General features: G+C 67.4%; 15 protein-coding genes. 3 read left to right on the top strand and 12 right to left on the bottom strand.

Going from position 1 to position 17,554, the window contains the following annotated elements:
* The first annotated feature begins 209 nt into the window (after nucleotides 1–209).
* Complete coding sequence (locus ATO6_RS18805) at nucleotides 210–563, top strand: cyclophilin-like fold protein (protein ID WP_088625629.1); 354 nt, start codon at nucleotides 210–212, stop codon at nucleotides 561–563.
* 71 nt (nucleotides 564–634) lie between these two features.
* Here ATO6_RS18805 and ATO6_RS18800 read toward each other — a convergent pair whose 3' ends face one another.
* The 5 genes from ATO6_RS18800 to ATO6_RS18780 form a co-directional block, all read right to left on the bottom strand.
* Nucleotides 635–1,846, bottom strand: coding sequence for an acetyl-CoA C-acetyltransferase (locus tag ATO6_RS18800; RefSeq protein ID WP_088625572.1), 1,212 nt, complete (start codon nucleotides 1,844–1,846; stop codon nucleotides 635–637).
* A gap of 201 nt (nucleotides 1,847–2,047) precedes the next feature.
* Nucleotides 2,048–3,121: a phosphotransferase gene (locus tag ATO6_RS18795; RefSeq protein WP_254919209.1), complete on the bottom strand. Its 1,074-nt coding sequence runs from the start codon at nucleotides 3,119–3,121 to the stop codon at nucleotides 2,048–2,050.
* Complete coding sequence (locus tag ATO6_RS18790; RefSeq protein ID WP_254919208.1) at nucleotides 3,118–4,311, bottom strand: acyl-CoA dehydrogenase family protein; 1,194 nt, start codon at nucleotides 4,309–4,311, stop codon at nucleotides 3,118–3,120. The genes ATO6_RS18795 and ATO6_RS18790 overlap by 4 nt, the downstream gene beginning before the upstream one ends.
* Nucleotides 4,308–5,069: a 3-hydroxyacyl-CoA dehydrogenase gene (locus ATO6_RS18785; protein WP_088625570.1), complete on the bottom strand. Its 762-nt coding sequence runs from the start codon at nucleotides 5,067–5,069 to the stop codon at nucleotides 4,308–4,310. The genes ATO6_RS18790 and ATO6_RS18785 overlap by 4 nt, the downstream gene beginning before the upstream one ends.
* Nucleotides 5,070–5,101: 32 nt before the next feature.
* Entirely contained in the window at nucleotides 5,102–6,634 is a 1,533-nt protein-coding gene (locus tag ATO6_RS18780; RefSeq protein WP_088625569.1) for an acyl-CoA synthetase, read from the bottom strand.
* Nucleotides 6,635–6,949: 315 nt separating this feature from the next.
* Here ATO6_RS18780 and ATO6_RS18775 point away from each other — a divergent pair, with 315 nt between their 5' ends.
* Nucleotides 6,950–7,636 carry a TetR/AcrR family transcriptional regulator gene (locus ATO6_RS18775; RefSeq protein WP_176441001.1) on the top strand — a complete coding sequence of 229 codons (687 nt, stop codon included), beginning with the start codon at nucleotides 6,950–6,952 and terminating at the stop codon, nucleotides 7,634–7,636.
* A 54-nt stretch (nucleotides 7,637–7,690) separates the two neighbouring features.
* Nucleotides 7,691–9,001: an MFS transporter gene (locus tag ATO6_RS18770; protein WP_369597073.1), complete on the top strand. Its 1,311-nt coding sequence runs from the start codon at nucleotides 7,691–7,693 to the stop codon at nucleotides 8,999–9,001.
* 16 nt (nucleotides 9,002–9,017) lie between these two features.
* On the opposite strand, the gene ATO6_RS18765 is transcribed toward ATO6_RS18770, so the two are convergent.
* The 7 genes from ATO6_RS18765 to ATO6_RS18735 form a co-directional block, all read right to left on the bottom strand.
* Nucleotides 9,018–9,737: an alanyl-tRNA editing protein gene (locus tag ATO6_RS18765; RefSeq protein WP_088625567.1), complete on the bottom strand. Its 720-nt coding sequence runs from the start codon at nucleotides 9,735–9,737 to the stop codon at nucleotides 9,018–9,020.
* Nucleotides 9,734–12,163 carry a DUF3772 domain-containing protein gene (locus tag ATO6_RS18760; RefSeq protein ID WP_088625566.1) on the bottom strand — a complete coding sequence of 810 codons (2,430 nt, stop codon included), beginning with the start codon at nucleotides 12,161–12,163 and terminating at the stop codon, nucleotides 9,734–9,736. The genes ATO6_RS18765 and ATO6_RS18760 overlap by 4 nt, the downstream gene beginning before the upstream one ends.
* 4 nt (nucleotides 12,164–12,167) lie before the next feature.
* Nucleotides 12,168–13,196, bottom strand: a complete 1,029-nt coding sequence (locus ATO6_RS18755; RefSeq protein WP_088625565.1) for a cysteine synthase A — start codon at nucleotides 13,194–13,196, stop codon at nucleotides 12,168–12,170.
* Nucleotides 13,197–13,259: 63 nt separating this feature from the next.
* Entirely contained in the window at nucleotides 13,260–14,378 is a 1,119-nt protein-coding gene (locus ATO6_RS18750) for a gamma-glutamylcyclotransferase (protein ID WP_088625564.1), read from the bottom strand.
* Nucleotides 14,379–14,385: 7 nt separating this feature from the next.
* Complete coding sequence (locus tag ATO6_RS18745) at nucleotides 14,386–14,832, bottom strand: TrgA family protein (RefSeq protein ID WP_176441000.1); 447 nt, start codon at nucleotides 14,830–14,832, stop codon at nucleotides 14,386–14,388.
* 5 nt (nucleotides 14,833–14,837) lie between these two features.
* Nucleotides 14,838–16,052: a cyclopropane-fatty-acyl-phospholipid synthase family protein gene (locus ATO6_RS18740; RefSeq protein WP_088625562.1), complete on the bottom strand. Its 1,215-nt coding sequence runs from the start codon at nucleotides 16,050–16,052 to the stop codon at nucleotides 14,838–14,840.
* Between the two features lie 88 nt (nucleotides 16,053–16,140).
* Nucleotides 16,141–17,553, bottom strand: coding sequence for a deoxyribodipyrimidine photo-lyase (locus ATO6_RS18735; protein WP_088625561.1), 1,413 nt, complete (start codon nucleotides 17,551–17,553; stop codon nucleotides 16,141–16,143).
* Nucleotide 17,554: the final 1 nt, after the last annotated feature.

The raw sequence follows: 17,554 nt of genomic DNA, 5'->3' as shown, positions 1-17,554 counted from the left end.
GCACCGATCGGGGAGGACGATCCTGTCGCTCATGAACCGGGATCATGAGTGTCAGTCGATTTCCGCCACTGACCGCCGGAACCGGACAAGCTAGACTGACCGGGAAATCCCAGGAGGACGCAATGGTGCGGTTCCCAACGAAAGCGGCTTTGACGGCGATCCTGTTGACCGGGCCCGTCACCGCAAACGAAACGGCAGCGGAGGCTGGCATGACACGGATCAGGTTCATTGTCGGACAGGAGGTCCTGACGGCCACACTCGACGACAATGCCCCCGCGCGGGACTTTGCCGCCATGCTGCCGCTCGATCTGACGCTGAGCGATTACCACGGCACCGAGAAGGTCGCCGATCTGGGTCGCAAGCTGGACGACACCGGCGCGCCCCGCGCCTATACACCCAAGGCCGGGGACATCACCCAGTACCGGCCCTGGGGCAACCTCGCGCTGTTCTACAAGCCGTTCCAGTCCTCTGCCGGGCTGCTGCGTCTGGGTCAGTTCGAGGGTCCGATGGACGCGCTGCTCGGCTCGGGCGAGGTGCGCGTGCGGATCGAACTGGCCGAGTGACGGACCGCGCCGGTTCAAACGAAAACGGGCCGCCCGATCGGGCGGCCCTTCGCATTTTATAGGACAGAGGCTCAGACCCGCTCGAACACCGCGGCCAGACCCTGACCGCCGCCGATGCACATGGTCTCGACGCCATACCGCACTTCGCGGCGCCCCATCTCGCGCAGGAGACCGGCAAGGATACGGCCCCCGGTCGCGCCGACCGGATGGCCCAGCGAAATGCCCGAGCCGTTGACGTTCATCCGGGCGAAGTCGTCCTTGCCCAGCTTCCATTCGCGGGTGCAGGCCAAGACCTGCGCCGCGAAGGCCTCGTTCAGTTCCAGCAGGTCGATGTCCTTCATCTCCAGCCCCGCCTGCTTCAGCGCCTTGGCGACCGACGGCACCGGGCCGATGCCCATCACCTCGGGGCCGACACCGGCGACGGCCCAGCTCTTCATCCGGCCATAGACCTTGAGGCCCAGTTCATCGGCCACCGCGCGGGTGGTGACGATGCAGGCCGACGCGCCGTCGTTCTGGCCGCTGGCATTGCCCGCGGTGACGGTCGACTCGGCATCCTCGCGCGCGCGGATCGGACGCAGCTTGGCCATGCTCTCCAGCGAGGCCTCGGGGCGCGGGTGTTCGTCCTTGTCATAGGTCGTGTCGCCTTTGCGGGACTTGACAGTGACCGGGATGATCTCGTCATCGAACAGGCCGTTCTGCTGTGCGGCCACGGCGCGGCGGTGCGATTCCACGGCGAACTCGTCCTGCTCCTCGCGCGGGACGGAATATTCGCGGCGCAGGTTCTCGGCGGTTTCCAGCATGCCGCCCGGAACGGGGAAATTCATGCCGCCCGCCGTCACACGGCCCTTGGCCAGCGCGTCGTCGAACACCATGGCCGAGCCCTTGACGCCCCAGCGGTAGCCGGTGCTGTAGAACGGCGCGTTCGACATGGACTCGGCGCCGCCCGCGATCACCAGCGATGCGCCGCCCGAAGCGACCTGAAGCACCGCGCTGATCACCGCCTGCAGGCCCGAGCCGCAGCGGCGGTCGATCTGGTAGCCGCCGATCGAAATCGGCAGACCGGCGTCCAGACCGACGACACGGCCGATCGCGGGGGCGTCCATGGTGGGATAGCACTGGGCAAAGATCACGTCGTCGACACGCTCGCCCGGCAGGCCGGTGCGGTCGATCAGGCCCTTGATGACGGTCCGGCCGAGGTCCTGTGCATGCAGGTCCTTGAACTGCCCGCCGTAGCGGCCGACCGGGGTGCGCACCGGTTCACAGATGACGACGTTGTCCAGCATTTGGGTCTCTCCTCTTGACTGCCGCCGGCCGGAGCTCCGGTCCCGCGGCGACTGTGATCGATCAGGGTCGATCATGTTGGGCCGACCCGGCCGGACCTTCCTAGTTTGGTCCGGACGGGGCGTCACTCTACTCTGGCGCAATCCCGGCTATCCGCCCCGGCCAGCCCTGTTTGGCACGCGGACTGCAAATACCGGACGGCCCTATGCGCTGCGGCAGGCCTCCATCGCCTCGACCGCCAGAGCGACCAGCCGCGGATAGGCCGCGACCCGCGCCTCGACATGGGCCGAGGCCGCCTGCCCCCGCGCCGCCCGGCCCTTGATGCCGTGAAAGATCGCGGCCAGCCGGAAGAAGTTGAAGGCGATGTAGAAGTCGTAGTTCGGGATCCCGTCGCGCCCGGTGTGGCGGCAGTATTCCGCGACATACTCCGCCTCGGTCGGCAGGCCGAGCGCGGCGGGGTCAACGTCGCCGAGGCCCGCGACGATGTCGGGCGGCATCCGGTACATCAGCGCGTGATAGGTGAAATCGGCCAGCGGGTGGCCGATGGTCGACAGTTCCCAGTCCAGCACCGCAACGACGCGCGGCTCGGTCGGGTGGAAGATCAGGTTGTCGCAGCGATAGTCGCCGTGGACGATCGCGCTTTCGTCGCCGGGCGGGACCGCGCCGGGCAGCCAGTCGATCAGACGGTCCATGTCGGGGTGGCGGCCCGCGTCCTCGTCGGCGAGGTAGCTCTTGCTCCACCGCGCGATCTGGCGTTCGAAGTAGTTGCCGGAGCGGCCGAAATCGCCCAGCCCGATGGCCTCGGGGTCGTAGCCGTGCAGCGCGGCCATCACGCGGTTCATCTCGGACAGGTAGGCCGCGCGCTGGTCCTGCGGAACCTCGCGAAAGGCGGCATCCCAGAAGATCCGGCCCTCGACCATGTCCATGACGTAGAACCAGCTTCCGATCACCGCCTCGTCGGTGCAGAGCCCGTGGACCTTGGCCACCGGAAAGCCCTGCGCGCCGAGCGCCGTCATCACCCGCGCCTCGCGGTCGATGGCATGGGCGCCCTTGGCCAGCTGGCCCGAGGGCTTGCGCCGCAGCACGTAGTCGCCGCCGGGGGTGACCAGCTTGAAGGTCGGGTTGGACTGGCCGCCCCGGAACTGGAACACCTCCATCGGGCCGGTGAAGCCGTCGACATGGGCGGCCATCCAGCCTTCGAGGGCCGCGGTGTCGAATCCGTAGCCCTCGCGCACGGGCATCACGCCCGCGTTGCTTTCGGCGTCTGTGCCGCTCACGCCTCCTGCGCCTTCTTCCAGTCGCGCTTGATCTTCTTGGCCAGCGACCATTTGTGCACCTCGGTCGGGCCGTCGTAGATGCGGAAGGCGCGGATTTCGCGGAAGATCTGCTCGACGATCGTGTCCGCCGTGACCCCCTGCCCGCCCATGACCTGCACGCAGCGGTCCGCGACACGCATCAGCGCCTCGGACACGGCGACCTTGGCCATGGAGCTTTCGACCGTGCCCAGAACCCCGGTGTCCAGCACGTCGGCGCACCAGTAGATCATCAGCTCGGCCTGCTTCAGGTCGATCAGGTTCTCGGCCAGCATGAAGCCGACGCCCTCGTGATCCACCAGCGGCTTGCCGAAGGCATGACGGCGGTTGGCGTAGTCCGACGCGATCTCGTTCGCGCGGATACAGCAGCCGAGCCACCGCATGCAGTGGGTCAGGCGCGCGGGCGACAGGCGGACCTGCGCATAGCGGAAGCCCTCGCCAGACTCGCCCAGCATCTGGGTGGCGGGGACGCGCAGGTTGTCGATGACGATCTCGGAATGTCCGCCGGGCATGGAACTGTCGATGGTCTCCAGCACGCGCACGATCTTGATCGCCGGATCCGGCAGGTCGACGAGGAACATGCAGGCGCCGTCGTCGGACTTGGCCATGATGATCCCCATCCCGGCCCCGTCGGCGCCGGTGATGTAGGTCTTGCGCCCGTTGATGACCCAGTGATTGCCGTCAGGACGGCAGGTGGTCAGCATCATCGACGGATCCGAGCCCGCACCGCCATCGGCGGCCGGTTCGGTCATGAAGAAGGCCGAGCGCATCTTGCCCTGTACCATCGGCTGCAGGAAGCGTTCCTTCAGCTCGGGCGAACCGACCTTGCCCAGCAGGTACATGTTGCCCTCGTCCGGGGCCATCGTGTTGACGGCCACGGGTCCGAGCGGCGACAGGCCCGAGCGGATCAGCACGCAGGCCGTTTCCCGGTGGGTCAGGTGCGCCCCGCCGCCGAGGATATGCGGCGTCAGCACGCCCGCCTCGCGGGCCATGCCCTTCATTTCCAGCGCCATCTCGTCGCTGGGGCCGTGCGACCCGCAGCGCGGGTCCTTTTCCATCGGCGCGATCCTGCCGCGGACAAAGTCCTCGACCCGACCGGCGATTTCGAGCGCGCGGTCGGACATGCCGGTGTCGGTCAGGTGGAAACTGCTCATTTCGGGGCCATCCTGATCGCGCCGTCCAGCCGGATCGTCTCGCCGTTCAGCATCGGGTTGCCGATGATCGAGGCGACCATGTGCGCGTATTCCTTCGGATCGCCGAGGCGCGAGGGGAACGGCACCTGCGCGGCAAGGCTGTCCTGCGCTTCCTGCGGCAGCGATCCCATCAGCGGCGTCAGGAACAGGCCCGGCGCGATGGTCATCACGCGGATGCCGTGGCGGGCGAATTCGCGCGCGACCGGCAGGGTCATGCCCACGATACCGCCCTTGGAGGCCGCATAGGCCGCCTGCCCGATCTGCCCGTCGAACGCCGCGACCGAGGCGGTGTTGACGATGACGCCACGCTCTTCGCCGTCCGGCTCCATCCGGCTGAGCGAGGCGGCGAACTTGGACATCACGTTGAACGTGCCGAACAGGTTCACGTTGACGATCGAGGTGAATTTCGCCAGCGGCAGCGCGTTGCCCTCGCGGTCGATGACCTTGGCGGGCGGCCCGATACCGGCGCAGTTCACGAGGATGCGCGCCTTGCCGTGCAGGCCCTCGGCCTCGGCGATGGCCGCCTCGACCTGGCTTTCGTCGGTGACGTTGACCTTGCAGAAGGTCCCGCCGATCTCGTCCGCCTTGGCGCGGCCCAGCTCGTCGTTCAGGTCGAAGATCGCGACCTTTGCGCCGGCCTTGGCCAGCATCTCGGCGGTTGCCCCGCCCAGACCTGAGGCCCCGCCGGTGACGATGGCGGCCATTCCCTCGATGTTCATGTCTCTTACCTTTCCTCCTTCGTGGCCGCCGTTCAGCTGGCGGGCCAGTATTCGTCCTTGAGCTTGCGCTTGATCAGCTTGCCCGTCGGTGTGCGCGGCAGGTCCTCACGGAAATCGACGCTGCGCGGAGCCTTCACATGCGACAGCCGGGCCTTGCAGAACCCGATCAGTTCCTCCGCCTTCTCGGGCGTCGCCGCGACCCCCGGTTCCAGCTGCACCACCGCCTTGACCTCTTCGCCCATCTCCTCGTTCGGGACGCCGAAGACGGCGACATCCGCGACGTCGGGATGGATGATCAGCGTATCCTCCGTCTCCTGCGGGTAGATGTTCACCCCGCCCGAGATGATCGTATAGGCCTTGCGGTCGGTAAGGAACAGGAACCCGGCTTCGTTGACATAGCCCACATCGCCCAGCGTCGAACAGCCCGGCCGCATGTAGGCACCGGCGGTCTTGCCGGGATCGTTGCGGTATTGAAAGTCGATGCCGCTGTCGAAGTAGACCCCGCCGACCTGTCCCGGCGGCAGTTCGGTCCCGTCCTCATCCGCGATCACGATACTGCCCAGCAGGGATTTCCCCACGCTGCCGGGGTTCTCCAGCCATTCCTGCGAGGTGCAGAGCGTGACGCCGTTCGCCTCGGACCCGGCGTAATATTCGATGATGATCGGCCCCCACCAGTCGATCATCCGCGCCTTGATTTCCTTCGGACAGGGGGCGGCGGCGTGATAGGCGACGCGCAGGGCCGACAGGTCATAGCGGGTGCGCACATCGTCCGGCAGCTTGAGCATCCGCACGAACATCGTCGGCACCACCTGCGTGTGCGTCACCGCGTGGCGTTCCAGCAGCGCCAGCATCGCCTCGGCGTCGAAGCGCTCCATCACCACCACGGTCCCGCCCAGCATCACCGCCATAAGCGAAAAGCGCAGCGGCGCGGCGTGGTAGAGCGGCGCGGGCGACAGGTAGACCGAGTCCGGCCCCATTCCGCCCATCGTCTCGCACAGCACGGTCATCAGCGGCGGGATCACGGTGTCGATGGGCTGCAGGGTGAAGGTCCGGGCGATGCCCTTGGGCCGCCCGGTCGTGCCGGATGAATAGAGCAGGTCCGTCCCCGCCGCCTCGTCCGCGATCGGGGTGTCGGGCATCGCGGCCTCCAGCGCCTTCCAGTCGAGGTCAGGCTGGCTGGTCTCGCCGCAGACGAAGAAGCGAACATCGCCGCATTGCGCGCGCAGCTCCGGCAGCAGCCCGGCATATTTGGCCGAGACGATCATGACTTTGGCCGAGCAGTCGCGGACGATATAGGCGATCTCGTCCACCGTCAGGTGGCGGCTGATGGCGGTATAGAACACGCCGGCCCGCTGCCCGGCCCAGCAGAGCGCGAGGAAGTCGAGATTGTTCTCGAACAGCAGCGCGATGTTTTCGCCCTGCCCGACCCCGACATGCCGCAGCGCCTGCGCGCCGCGGTTCGACAGGCGGTCAAGCTCGGCGAAGGTCAGCGTCGCACCGCTTTCGGCCATGCGGTAGGCGACCTTGTCGGGCTGTGTCGCCGCGAAGGCGGACGGATGTTTCATGGCGGCTCCTCCCTGTGCGCCGTGCCATGCTGCGGACCGGCCCCTGACGGTCGGGGACAGGCGTGCCGCGATCATCTGCGTGATCGTCGACAGGGTGCGGGCGATGCTGCGAGGACTGGTCCGGAACGCCGCCTCCGGCACGCGCGAAACCGCGCTGCGCCCCTCGGGTCCCGGTCGGTCACGTCGAAGCATCCTCCCTGCGTCCGAACATGGTCATGAAGGATTAGGCTGCGGCGTGACTCTTTTCAAGCAGCGTCTTAAAACCATATCCGAGAGGTTCATTTCCCGGACCCCGCCCCGGAAAGGATGGCCGTCTTGGCAGAGGAGAAACTCGGCAAGGGCGAACGCACCCGCCGCACGCTCAAGAGCGTGGCGCTCAGGCTGTTCGCGGAGCGCGGGCTGGACAACGTGTCGGTCCGCGACATCCAGCTGGCGGCCGGACAGAAGAACAACGGCTCGATCAGCTACTACTTCGCCTCGCGCGATGCGCTGATCCGCGAACTGGTCAGCGACGTCGGCAAGGCACTGGACGCGGCCAACAACGACCGGCTGGACCGGCTTGAGGCGGCGGGCGGCCCGCGCGCGGTGCGCGACATCACCGATATCCTGCTGCCCGCCCTGCCCCCACCGGACGAGGGGCGCGACAGGGAGCAGACCTTCATGCTGCGTTTCTTCGCCGCCGTGACGATCACCCGCCGCGACCTGCTGTTCGAGGCGACGGACGGTCAGGACCGGGGCACACGCCGGTGTTTTGCCTGGCTGCGGAAGCTCGCGCCCGAGATGCCGCCCGAGATCCTGCAGCAGCGGCTGATGCTGATGCTGCTCTACAGCATCTCGGCGGGCGCCTCGATGGAGGCGGCAGCCGAAGCGCCCGAGGTCTGGCAGAACCTATGGGGGCAACGCTCGGCCCGGTCGAACCTCGCCGACACGATGGCAGGGATGCTGCTGGCCCCGGTATCCGACGAAACGCGGGCGCTGGCCGCCGGGCCGAAGGACGCCTGACAAGATCCATCCGCCGCCGCCGTGCGTAGTCAGGCAAACAGTGCCGGACGGACCATGAGAACGCAGAACAACAGCTCGATGACCGCCCCGGTGCCCGATGCCCCTTCCCGGTCGGCCTCGCGTGACGGCTGGCGTGTCGCCGTCTTGGGGATGGCGCTGGCGACGGCCAGCATCCCGATCTACATCCACCTACCCGGTTTCGCGGTCAGCGAACTCGGGCTGTCGCTGGCGCAGGTCGGCACCATCCTGCTGCTGATCCGGATCGTCGACTTCGTGCAGGACCCACTGCTGGGATGGATGACCGACCGCTGGCCCGGACAACTGTCGCGCTTCGCATTCCTCGCGCTGGCCACGCTCGCGATCGGGTTCGTCGCCGTGTTCTCGGTTACGCCCCCGATCGCGCCCTCGGTGTGGCTGACGCTCGGGCTTCTGGTGACCTTCACCGGCTACAGCCTCGGGGCGATCCTGCTCTATGGTCAGAGCGCCGCGATGGCCGGTTCCGGCGATGCCGACGCGCAGTTCGGGCTGGCCGGGGTCCGCGAATTCGGGATCCTCGCCGGAGTCACGCTGGGCGCGATGGCGCCCGCCCTGTTCGGCGCGCTGTCGCCCTCGGGCAGCGGCTATGCGCTCTTCGGCTGGGCGCTGGCGGGGCTGGCGCTGGTGGCCGCGCTGGTGGCGCGGCCGCTGTGGCGCAGGCCGCAGATCGCCTCGATGCGGCTGGACCTGTCGGGCCTCAGGCGGTCCGGCGCGGGGTGGCTGCTGGCGCTGGCCCTCGTCAACAGCCTGCCGGTGGCCGTGACGTCGACCCTGTTCGTGTTCTTCGTCGAGGACCGTCTGGCGCTGCCGGACCTCGCCGGGCCGTTCCTGATCCTGTTCTTCGTTGCCGCCGGGGTCTCCGCACCGGGCTGGAGCCGCCTTGCCGCCCGTTTCGGCGCTAGGCGCGTCCTGCCGGTGTCGATGGCGCTGGCGATCGTCAGTTTCATCGGGGCCTATGCCCTGCCTGCGGGCGCCGCCCTGCCCTTCGCGGTGATCTGCGTGGCGTCGGGCGTGGCGCTCGGGGCCGACATGGTGATCCTGTCGGCGCTCTTTGCCTCCACCCTGTCGCGGGCGGGCTTGCAGGCGGGGCAGGCTTTCGGGTTCTGGAACTTCTGCACCAAGGCGACGCTTGCGATCGCGGCGGGGGTGGTCCTGCCGCTGCTGCAGCTCAGGGGCTTCACCCCCGGCGCACCCAATCCGCCCGAGGCGCTCGCCGCGCTGAACCTCGCCTATGCGATCCTCCCCTGTGCGCTGAAGGTGCTGGCGATCGCGATGGTGCTGATGCTGCCGCGCCGGGTGATGGACCCGGACGCGTTCGGCACGGGCTGAGCGGAGGGACCCGCCCTCAGTCCTCCAGCAGGATCGAAACCCGGCGGTTCCGGCTGCCCTTGTTCTTGACCTTGTCGATCCGCACCCTGCCGATCTCGCCGGTCCGCTTCACATGCGTGCCGCCGCAGGGCTGCAGGTCGACCTGTTCGCTGCCCTCGCCGATCCGCACCAGCCGAATCCGGCCGGATCCACGCGGCGGCTGCACGGACATGGTCTTGACCAGCCCCGGATTGGCGTCGAGTTCCGCGTCCGTGATCCATGTCTCGCCGACCTCAAGATCGCGGGCGATCAGGGCGTTCAGTTCCGCCTCCAGCGCGTCCTTGTCCTCGGGCGCTTCGGGCATGTCGAAATCGAGCCGCCCCTGCCCCTCGGCGATCTGTCCGCCGGTGACCGGCAGCGGGATCACCACGGACAGCAGATGCAGCGCGGTGTGGACGCGCATGTGCGACAGGCGCCGGTCCCAGTCGAGGTGCTGGAAGAGCTCGGTGCCGACAGGCGGCAGATCGGCCCCCTCGCCGGGGACCAGCACGATCTCGTCGCCCTCGCCCTTGACCGTGGTCGCGACGATCATGCTGCCGCCCGCCCAGGTCAGGCGCCCCGCATCGCCCGGCTGGCCGCCGCCGGTCGGGTAGAACAGGCTGCGGTCCAGCACCACGCCGCCGCGATCCGTATGCGCCAGAACCGTGGCCGGGGCTTCCTGCAGATAGGCGTCCTCGCGGAACAGCGCGTCGGTCATCGGTCTTCTCCTCCTCCGGACGACGGATCGAGGTCGTCGCCGGTCAGATGCGCCGCTCCGGTCGTTTCGCGGGGCGCGGGCACCGGTTCCAGCCGCGGGCCGGGCACGCCCTGCCGCCCGCCGCCGGTGAGCGTTTCGGGATTGCGCAGCCAGATGTCCTGCTGCGGGAACGGGATCTCGATCCCCTCGGCGGCGAAGCGTTCGGCGATCTGGTGGTTCATCTCGTTCTGCAGCGCCACGATCTGCAGGATGTCGCGCAAGATCATCCGCACCTCGAAATCCAGCGAGGACGCGCCGAAGCCCTTGAACAGCACGAAGGGCGGCGGGTTCAGCAGGACGACCGGCTGCGCCTCGGCGATCTCGCGCAGGATCGCCTCGACCTTGCGGGTGTCGGTGCCGTAGGCCACCCCGACCGGCAGGATCAGGCGCCCGACGAGGTTGCCGCGCGTCCAGTTGGTGACCGAGCCCGAGATCAGGTCGGCGTTCGGCACGATGACGTCGGTGCGGTCGAAGGTCTCGATCCGGGTCGAGCGGACTGAGATCGACCGGACGAAGCCCATGTGGCCCCCGACCTCGATCCAGTCGCCCTCGGACACCGGGCGTTCGATCAGCAGGATGATGCCCGAGACGAAGTTCGACACCACGTTCTGCAGGCCGAAACCGATGCCGACGGACAGCGCCCCGGCGACATAGCCGAGCGCTGTCAGGTCCAGCCCGGCCGAGGTAACGGCGATGATCCCGGCGAGGAAGATGCCGATATAGCCGAGGCCCGAAACGATGGCCGTCTGCGCGCCCGTGTCCATCTTGGTCTTGGGCAGGACCGTTGACCTGAGCGCCCCCTGCAGGCCGCGCGTCATCGCGAGGCCGAGCGCAAAGACCACCGCGATCGTCAGGAAGACGGCCGGGCTGATCCGTGTCTCGCCCACCATGAACCCGCCCTGGAAGCGTTCCCAGATCTCGGTCAGGTCGGTGACCCGCGCCCCCCAGATCAGCGCGAAGACCGGGATCGACAGCAGCATCAGCGTGAAGCCCGCCAGCACCGGCGCCAGCGCCTCGCGCGCGCCTTCGCGGTTGCGGCTGGCCAGCACGTAGAGCTCGGTCGCAAGGCGTTGCAGGATGACGAGGATCCCCAGCGTCTGGATCGTGAAGACCAGCGGGAAGAGCAGCGAATACCCGGCGTTGAAATAGCCGATCCCCGCCAGCAGCGGCCCGACAATGGCCAGCAGGCTGATGGCGCGGGACAGCAGCATCACGATCCGCTTGCGGAAGACCTGCCCGCTTTCGCCCTCGCCGAGCGCCTCGGCATGCAGTGTCAGCAGCCGCGCGACGCGCAGCAGCAGAAGGCCGGTCAGGACGAGCAGCGGGAACAGGACGGTGTTGAGCGTCGCGGGCGACCATTCCGAAGCGTTGCCGAATTCGCGGATCAAGATGTAGACAGCGAGGATCAGGCCCAGCAGGGCGGTGTTCCAGCGCCCCTCGCGGCGCGACTGCTCGGACAGCAGCAGCGGCGGTGGCGAGGCGTCGGAGATCGGGAACATCCGCGATCCGACCCATCTGGCGATGGACCACGAGATCATCGCCCCCGGCAGCACCTGCAGGATGACGGTCGCACGCGGCCCGGCCATGTCCGAGGCGAAGACGGCGGCGACGAAGGCGATCATCCCGGCGACGGGCAGGATGATCTGGCCCAGGGAGACGAGGAAGCCGAGCAGGTAGCGTTCCGCCCTGCGCTCGCGTCCCTGCACCCGTTCCGTCAGCAGTTCCGTCCAGCGCCGTCCGCGCGACAGCAGGATGACCGACGCGGCCAGCAGGACGACGATCACCGGCAGCTTGGCGCGGGCCTCGGACCGCTTGATCGCACTGCTCCAGTTCGTCGTGAATTCCTCGACGACCCGCTCAAACCCGACGATCACCGAGGTCGCCGCCCCCGGCCAGTTGACCGGGTTCAGAGGCGAGGGCCCAAGCTCAAGCAGTTCGTCCGTCTGGCGGTCGCGCAGGATGCGGTCCAGTTCCCGGATCAGCGCGTCGGCCCGGCTCCAGGCCACCTCGGCGGCGCGCCCCGGCGCTTCCAGCTGGGCCAGCCGCTCGTTCAGCTGCGCCCGTTGCGTGGCGATGTCCGGCGCCTCGGTCGCGCCCTCCTCGGGCGCTGGCCCGAGGGTGGACAGCTGCGCCCGTACCGTGGCGATGGCCGCCGCATTGGTGGAACGGGCCTCCTCGAACTGCGACCGCCAGCGGTCGAGTTCGGTACGCAGCGTGCCGAGCGCGTCGTCCGAGGCCCGGTTCGCCTCGATCGCGTCCTCGGCGCGCTGCGCGGTCTGCGCCCAGTCCTCGTAATCCGGCCCGGACTGCGCCGCCACGAACGACGGCACCACCGCAAGGAACAGCAGCAGCGCCAGGCGGGTCAGGATATGCCGCAGCGCCCGCATGGTGTCAGGAAAAGACGCCGGGAATGGACCGCGGCGCCTCGGTCATCCACGATGGCGTGGGCAGACCCTTGCCGCGCAGGAACTCCGGGTTGAACAGCTTGGACTGATAGCGGTTGCCATAGTCGCAGAGGATCGTGACGATGGTATGCCCCGGCCCCAGATCGCGCGCCAGGCGCACCGCGCCGGCAATGTTGATCCCGGACGAGCCGCCAAGGCAGAGCCCTTCCTCGCTCAGCAGATCGAAGACGTAGGGCAGCGCCTCGGCATCGGGGATCTGATAGGCGAAATCCGGGGTGAAACCTTCGAGGTTCTTCGTGATCCGGCCCTGCCCGATCCCCTCGGTGATGCTGTCGCCCTCGGCCTTCAGCTCGCCGGTCGTGTAGAAACTGTAGAGTGCCGCGCCCATCGGATCGGCCAGCGCCACCTTGACGCCCTTGGGCTGCAGGTAGTCCGCCGTGCCGACCAGCGTGCCGCCCGACCCGACCGCCGAGACGAAACCGTCGACCTTGCCGTCCGTCTGGGTCCAGATCTCGGGCCCGGTGCTTTCGAAATGCGCCTGACGGTTCGCGGTGTTGTCGAACTGGTTCGCCCAGATCGCGCCGTTCGGTTCGGTCTTGGCGAGTTCCGCCGCCAGCCGCTCGGAATAGTGCACGTAGTTGTTGGGGTTGCGGTAGGGCGCCGCCGGGACCTGCACCAGTTCGGCACCGGCCAGCCGCAGCATGTCCTTCTTTTCCTGGCTCTGCGTCTCGGGGATGACGATCACCGTCTTGAACCCGAGCGAGGCGCCGACCAGCGCGAGGCCGATGCCGGTGTTCCCCGCCGTGCCCTCGACGATGGTGCCGCCGGGTTTCAGCTCGCCCCGCGCGACAGCGTCGCGGATGATCCACAGTGCGGCACGGTCCTTGACCGACTGGCCCGGGTTCATGAACTCGGCCTTGCCGAGGATCGTGCAGCCCGTCTCCTCGCTCACCTTCCGCAGCTTGATCAGCGGGGTGTTCCCGACCGCTTCGGTCAGGTCATTGGCGATATACATTTCGGGACGTCCTCCGCGACGGTCTTTCCAGTGCAGAAGACTTAGACGCCACGCCGTGGGGACTCAAGCCGTGGCGCGCAATCCGGGACGTTCGGCTTTGAGCCAGGTCAGAAGGTGGATCAGCGGTCCGTTGTCCGCCTCGCCCGAGGAAAGCAGGTCCATCGCCGTGTCGAAAGACAGAACGTGGGTCCGGATATCCTCGTCCTCGGTGTCCAGCCCGCCAGTGTTTGTCTCGGTCCCGTCAGGCAGGTCACACAGACCCACGTAGGTGTGAAAATACTCGGTGAGGTAACCGGGACTGGGATAGTAGCTCGCCACCTTGATGAGCGCGTTGAGCTTCACCCCGGCCTCTTCCTCGGTCTCGCGGCGCGCGCAAGTCTCAGGCTCTTCGCCGGGATCGAGACGGCCGGCCACCGGTTCGAGCATGAAGGGATAGCGGGCGCCCCTTCCCCAAGGCCCCATTCGGAACTGTTCCACCAGCAGGATGCGGTCGCGGACCGGATCGTATGGCAGGACGATTGCAGCGTCGCCTGCGACGAACATCTCGCGCCGCAGCTCTGCGGACATGCCGCCCGAGAATGTCGGGTGACGCAGGATGTCCGTGCGCGTGACGAAGTAGCCGGCATGGCCGATCTCGGAGGCGACATGCGTGACCGCGCGGCGGTCCACGTCACTGCCGATCCTCGGACGCTCCATCCGGCCTGCCCGCAGCCGCGCATCCGCCCGCCCCTGGAACATGTGCCAGAACTGGCCGATCTGCGCTGCGGGCACGCGGCCGAAAAGCTCCATCGCCTCGGCGGCGGCGATCATGGTCAGGTCGGCCCAGCCCGCGGTCCAGCGGGACAGGTCCCAGTCGCCCCCCGGCGCCTCGGCCCCCGGATCCGGCAGCCAGACCTGCGCGGAAACCGTCCCGCCGTCCGTTTCGACGTCGAGCGGTGCCGCGTTGTAGCCGAAGGCGGTTTCATACCAGTCCAACCGGGCGAACGCCGTCTCGCTGACCTCGCAGAGCAAACCTGTCGCAGATGCGCCCGGATCGGCGAGCGGCATCGGGTAATCCTCGCCCTTGGCGGCCACCACGCGATACCCCGGCAACCGCGCTGCGCGCCCCGAAACCGCCACACCCGCAACCAGATCGAGCAGCGGCAGATGCCGCAAGGTGCCGTAGACAAAGATCAGTGGCATCGTGGCGTTACTTCCAGAGGCGCGCCGAAAGATCGGCCAGCCAGCCGATCACCATCGCGCCGATCAGCAGCGTCAGCAGGATTTCCTTGGTCATCAGATACTGACCGTAGTCGATGGCGATGATCGGGATCTCGTTGATCGCCTCCATCGCCCCGCGGAACCGGCGCTCCATCGCCTGCCTCAGCATCTCGTTGAAGCTGACCAGCAGCAGCACCCAGAACACCATCATCGCCACCGCCGACACCCCGACCGCGGGCGCGGTGCCGAAGCCGAGCCGGCCATTGGCCCGACCACCGATGATGAACCAGCCGCACATCCAGCCGATCAGCAGCGTCAGGCCGACGAATTTGCCGAAATTGTAGGTGTCGTAGACCTCGAGCACCTGAACCTTGACCATCCCCGAAACGATCCAGCCCAGAAACGCCACCATGATGGCGGAAACGAGCCGGGTCATTGTCATCATGGTCGGAGCGGCCTTGTTACCGTGATCTGGGTCACGTCACAGTTACCGCCCGAGAAAGTCGACGCGCAAGAGGTCAGGTAGAAATTCCACATCCGGCGGAAGCGATCGTCGAATCCGAGGGCGGCGACGTGATCCCATTTGTCGTTGAACGTCTCGTACCAGCGCCGCAGGGTCTGGGAATAGCTGTCGCCGAATTCGATCGACCGCACGACGCCCAGACCGGCCTTTTCGACCTCCTGTCGCAGCACGGTCGGACTGGGCAGCATGCCGCCGGGGAAGATGTATTTCTGGATGAAATCCACGCCCTTGCGGTAGATCTCCCACCTCTGATCGCTGATCGTGATGATCTGAAGCGTGGCATTGCGGCCGGGTTTCAGACGCTCGCGCACGGTCTCGAAATAGGCCGGCCAGTACTTCTCGCCGACCGCTTCGAACATCTCGATCGAGGCGATGCCGTCATAGCTGCCGCGCTCGTCACGATAGTCCTGCAGCCGGAACTCGACCTGATCGGAAAGCCCCGCCTTTTCAATACGTTCCTGCGCATACTTCAGCTGCTCGCGCGAGATGGTCAGCCCGGTGACGCGCAGCCCGCGTTCCTTTGCCGCGTATTCCGCGAAACCACCCCAGCCACAGCCGATTTCCAGCACGTGATCGCCCGGGTTCACCCCCATCTGGTCGACCATGCTCTTGTACTTCTCGATCTGCGCCGCTTCGAGGCTTTCCTGCCCGGTGCGGAACATGGCCGAGGAATAGGTCATCGTGTCGTCGAGCCACAGCGCGTAGAACTCGTTGCCCAGATCGTAGTGATACGAAATGTTCTTCTGCGCCTGCTTCTTGGTATTGCGGTTCATCCAGTGGCGCATCCGTTCATAGATGCGGACGAAGGCCATGCCGGGGAAACCGTCATAGACGTTGTCGTTGCCGGAATGCAGCAGGTCAAGAAATCCCTGCAGGTCCGGCGTCGACCACCAGCCCTCGATATAGGCGTCGCAAAAGCCCAGATCGCCCTCGCGGATCAGCCGCGCGAAGGTGTCGGGGTTGTGGACCGTGAGCTCGGCCACGGGTCCGGGGGCCGCGCCCTCGGCCCGGAACACGCGTCCGTCCGGCAGCCGGAAATCCAGCCGCCCGGCCTTGATGGTCTTCGCAATGGCGAAAGACTGCGTGAAATAGCGCGGCAGGTCCTTCTGCCCGGTGGTCTCGGTCAGGATCATTCTGTCTCCTCCGATGTCGCGGCGCCGCCACATGCGAACCGCTTACGGCATGATCTTCTACGATTAACTGATTGTTATGGATTAGGAGTCAATCCCGTGATTCCCTGTATGCCCCGAGGGCACGCTCCCTGCCAACCTGCAGGTTCACGATCCGCTCGGGTGCCTTGTCCGCGGGCGACATCCGCCAGCGTTCGGGGATCGCGTCGAAATAGCTGAGCGCCGTTTTCGTCGGCCGCGCCTGCCCCTCGGCCAGCCAGCGACGGCGATATGTGCCGTCCGGATCGAACTTCTCGGCCTGCGTTTCGGGGTTGAAGATGCGGAAGAACGGGGCCGCATCCGGCCCGCTGCCCGCCGTCCATTGCCAGCCGAGCGCGTTCGAGGCCGGGTCCCAGTCGACAAGGCAGTCGTCGAACCATTTCTGCCCGATCCGCCAGTGGCACATCAGGTGCTTGGTCAGGTAGCTGGCCACGATCATCCGCGCCCGGTTGTGCATGGTGCCGGTCACGTACATCTCGCGCATCGCCGCATCGACGAAGGGTTCGCCCGTCCGGCCCTGTTTCCACGCCTTGACCTCGGCCCGGCGTTCGTCGTCGTTCCACGGGAAGGCGTCCCATTCCCTGCGCCAGTTGCTGTCCAGCATCTGCGGCGTGTGGAACATCAGGTGATAGGCAAACTCGCGCCAGACCAGTTCCTTGCGGAACGTCTCGGGCCCCTTGCCCGTCCCGGCTTCCAGCGCGCGGTGCCAGAGGGTCAGGGGCGACACCTCGCCCAGCGACAGGTATTGCGACATGCCCGAGGTGCCGTTCTCGGCCACCATGTCCCGCGCCTCGGCATAGCTGCCGATCCGGTCCGCCATGAACTGTCCGAAGCTGCGCAGCGCCGCCTCTTCGCCTGCCTTGACGTAGTCCGCCACCACCGGCCCGCCCCTGCGCATCGCCGCGCCAAGAGCCCAATCCTCCAGACTGTCGGACTGCGGCCAGGTCGCGGGTGCCGTCAGGTCCGGGCGCGGACAGGGCTGAGGCAGGTCGCGGTCCTTCACCGATTTCCAGAACGGGGTGTAGACCTTGTAGTAATCGCCCTGCCCCGTCTGCACCGTCCACGGCTCATGGAGCAGATGGCCCGGAAAGCTCTTGGCCGTCAGCCCCCGGTCCCGGAGCGCCGCCTTGACCCGCGAATCCCGCTCCTGCGCCTCGGGGTCGTAGAGCCGGGACCAGTGGACCGTGTCGGCCCCCGTCTCCTCGATCAGCTCCTCCAGCACCTCCAGCGCCGGACCCGCCCGCAGGATCAGGCGCATTCCCTTCGCCTCGAGCGCGGCGGCGAAGGCTTCCAGGCCCAGCCCGAGCCGCCATTTCGGCGCGGCCCCGAGCCCGTCGACCGAGGCGTCGCGGATGAACACCGGGATCACGGGCCGCCCGCCCGCCGCCGCCTCGCGCAGGGCGGGGTGATCGCTCAACCGCAGGTCGCGGCGGAACCAGATAATGCAGGGTTTCGTGGTTGCCATG

The sequence above is a fragment of the Oceanicola sp. 22II-s10i genome, from assembly GCF_002210105.1.
Lineage (GTDB): Bacteria > Pseudomonadota > Alphaproteobacteria > Rhodobacterales > Rhodobacteraceae > Pseudooceanicola.
Note: the sequence above shows the minus strand (reverse complement) of the source record. Positions and strands in the feature narration are given on the sequence as shown.

What these genes read in the sequence shown, in the direction of transcription:
- ATO6_RS18805 (WP_088625629.1), top strand. Translation starts at nt 210, where the DNA reads ATGACACGGATCAGGTTCATTGTCGGACAGGAGGTCCTGACGGCCACA.
- ATO6_RS18800 (WP_088625572.1), bottom strand. Translation starts at nt 1,846, where the DNA reads ATGCTGGACAACGTCGTCATCTGTGAACCGGTGCGCACCCCGGTCGGC.
- ATO6_RS18790 (WP_254919208.1), bottom strand. Translation starts at nt 4,311, where the DNA reads ATGAGCAGTTTCCACCTGACCGACACCGGCATGTCCGACCGCGCGCTC.
- ATO6_RS18785 (WP_088625570.1), bottom strand. Translation starts at nt 5,069, where the DNA reads ATGAACATCGAGGGAATGGCCGCCATCGTCACCGGCGGGGCCTCAGGT.
- ATO6_RS18780 (WP_088625569.1), bottom strand. Translation starts at nt 6,634, where the DNA reads ATGAAACATCCGTCCGCCTTCGCGGCGACACAGCCCGACAAGGTCGCC.
- ATO6_RS18770 (WP_369597073.1), top strand. Translation starts at nt 7,691, where the DNA reads ATGAGAACGCAGAACAACAGCTCGATGACCGCCCCGGTGCCCGATGCC.
- ATO6_RS18765 (WP_088625567.1), bottom strand. Translation starts at nt 9,737, where the DNA reads ATGACCGACGCGCTGTTCCGCGAGGACGCCTATCTGCAGGAAGCCCCG.
- ATO6_RS18760 (WP_088625566.1), bottom strand. Translation starts at nt 12,163, where the DNA reads ATGCGGGCGCTGCGGCATATCCTGACCCGCCTGGCGCTGCTGCTGTTC.
- ATO6_RS18755 (WP_088625565.1), bottom strand. Translation starts at nt 13,196, where the DNA reads ATGTATATCGCCAATGACCTGACCGAAGCGGTCGGGAACACCCCGCTG.
- ATO6_RS18750 (WP_088625564.1), bottom strand. Translation starts at nt 14,378, where the DNA reads ATGCCACTGATCTTTGTCTACGGCACCTTGCGGCATCTGCCGCTGCTC.
- ATO6_RS18745 (WP_176441000.1), bottom strand. Translation starts at nt 14,832, where the DNA reads ATGACCCGGCTCGTTTCCGCCATCATGGTGGCGTTTCTGGGCTGGATC.
- ATO6_RS18740 (WP_088625562.1), bottom strand. Translation starts at nt 16,052, where the DNA reads ATGATCCTGACCGAGACCACCGGGCAGAAGGACCTGCCGCGCTATTTC.
- ATO6_RS18735 (WP_088625561.1), bottom strand. Translation starts at nt 17,553, where the DNA reads ATGGCAACCACGAAACCCTGCATTATCTGGTTCCGCCGCGACCTGCGG.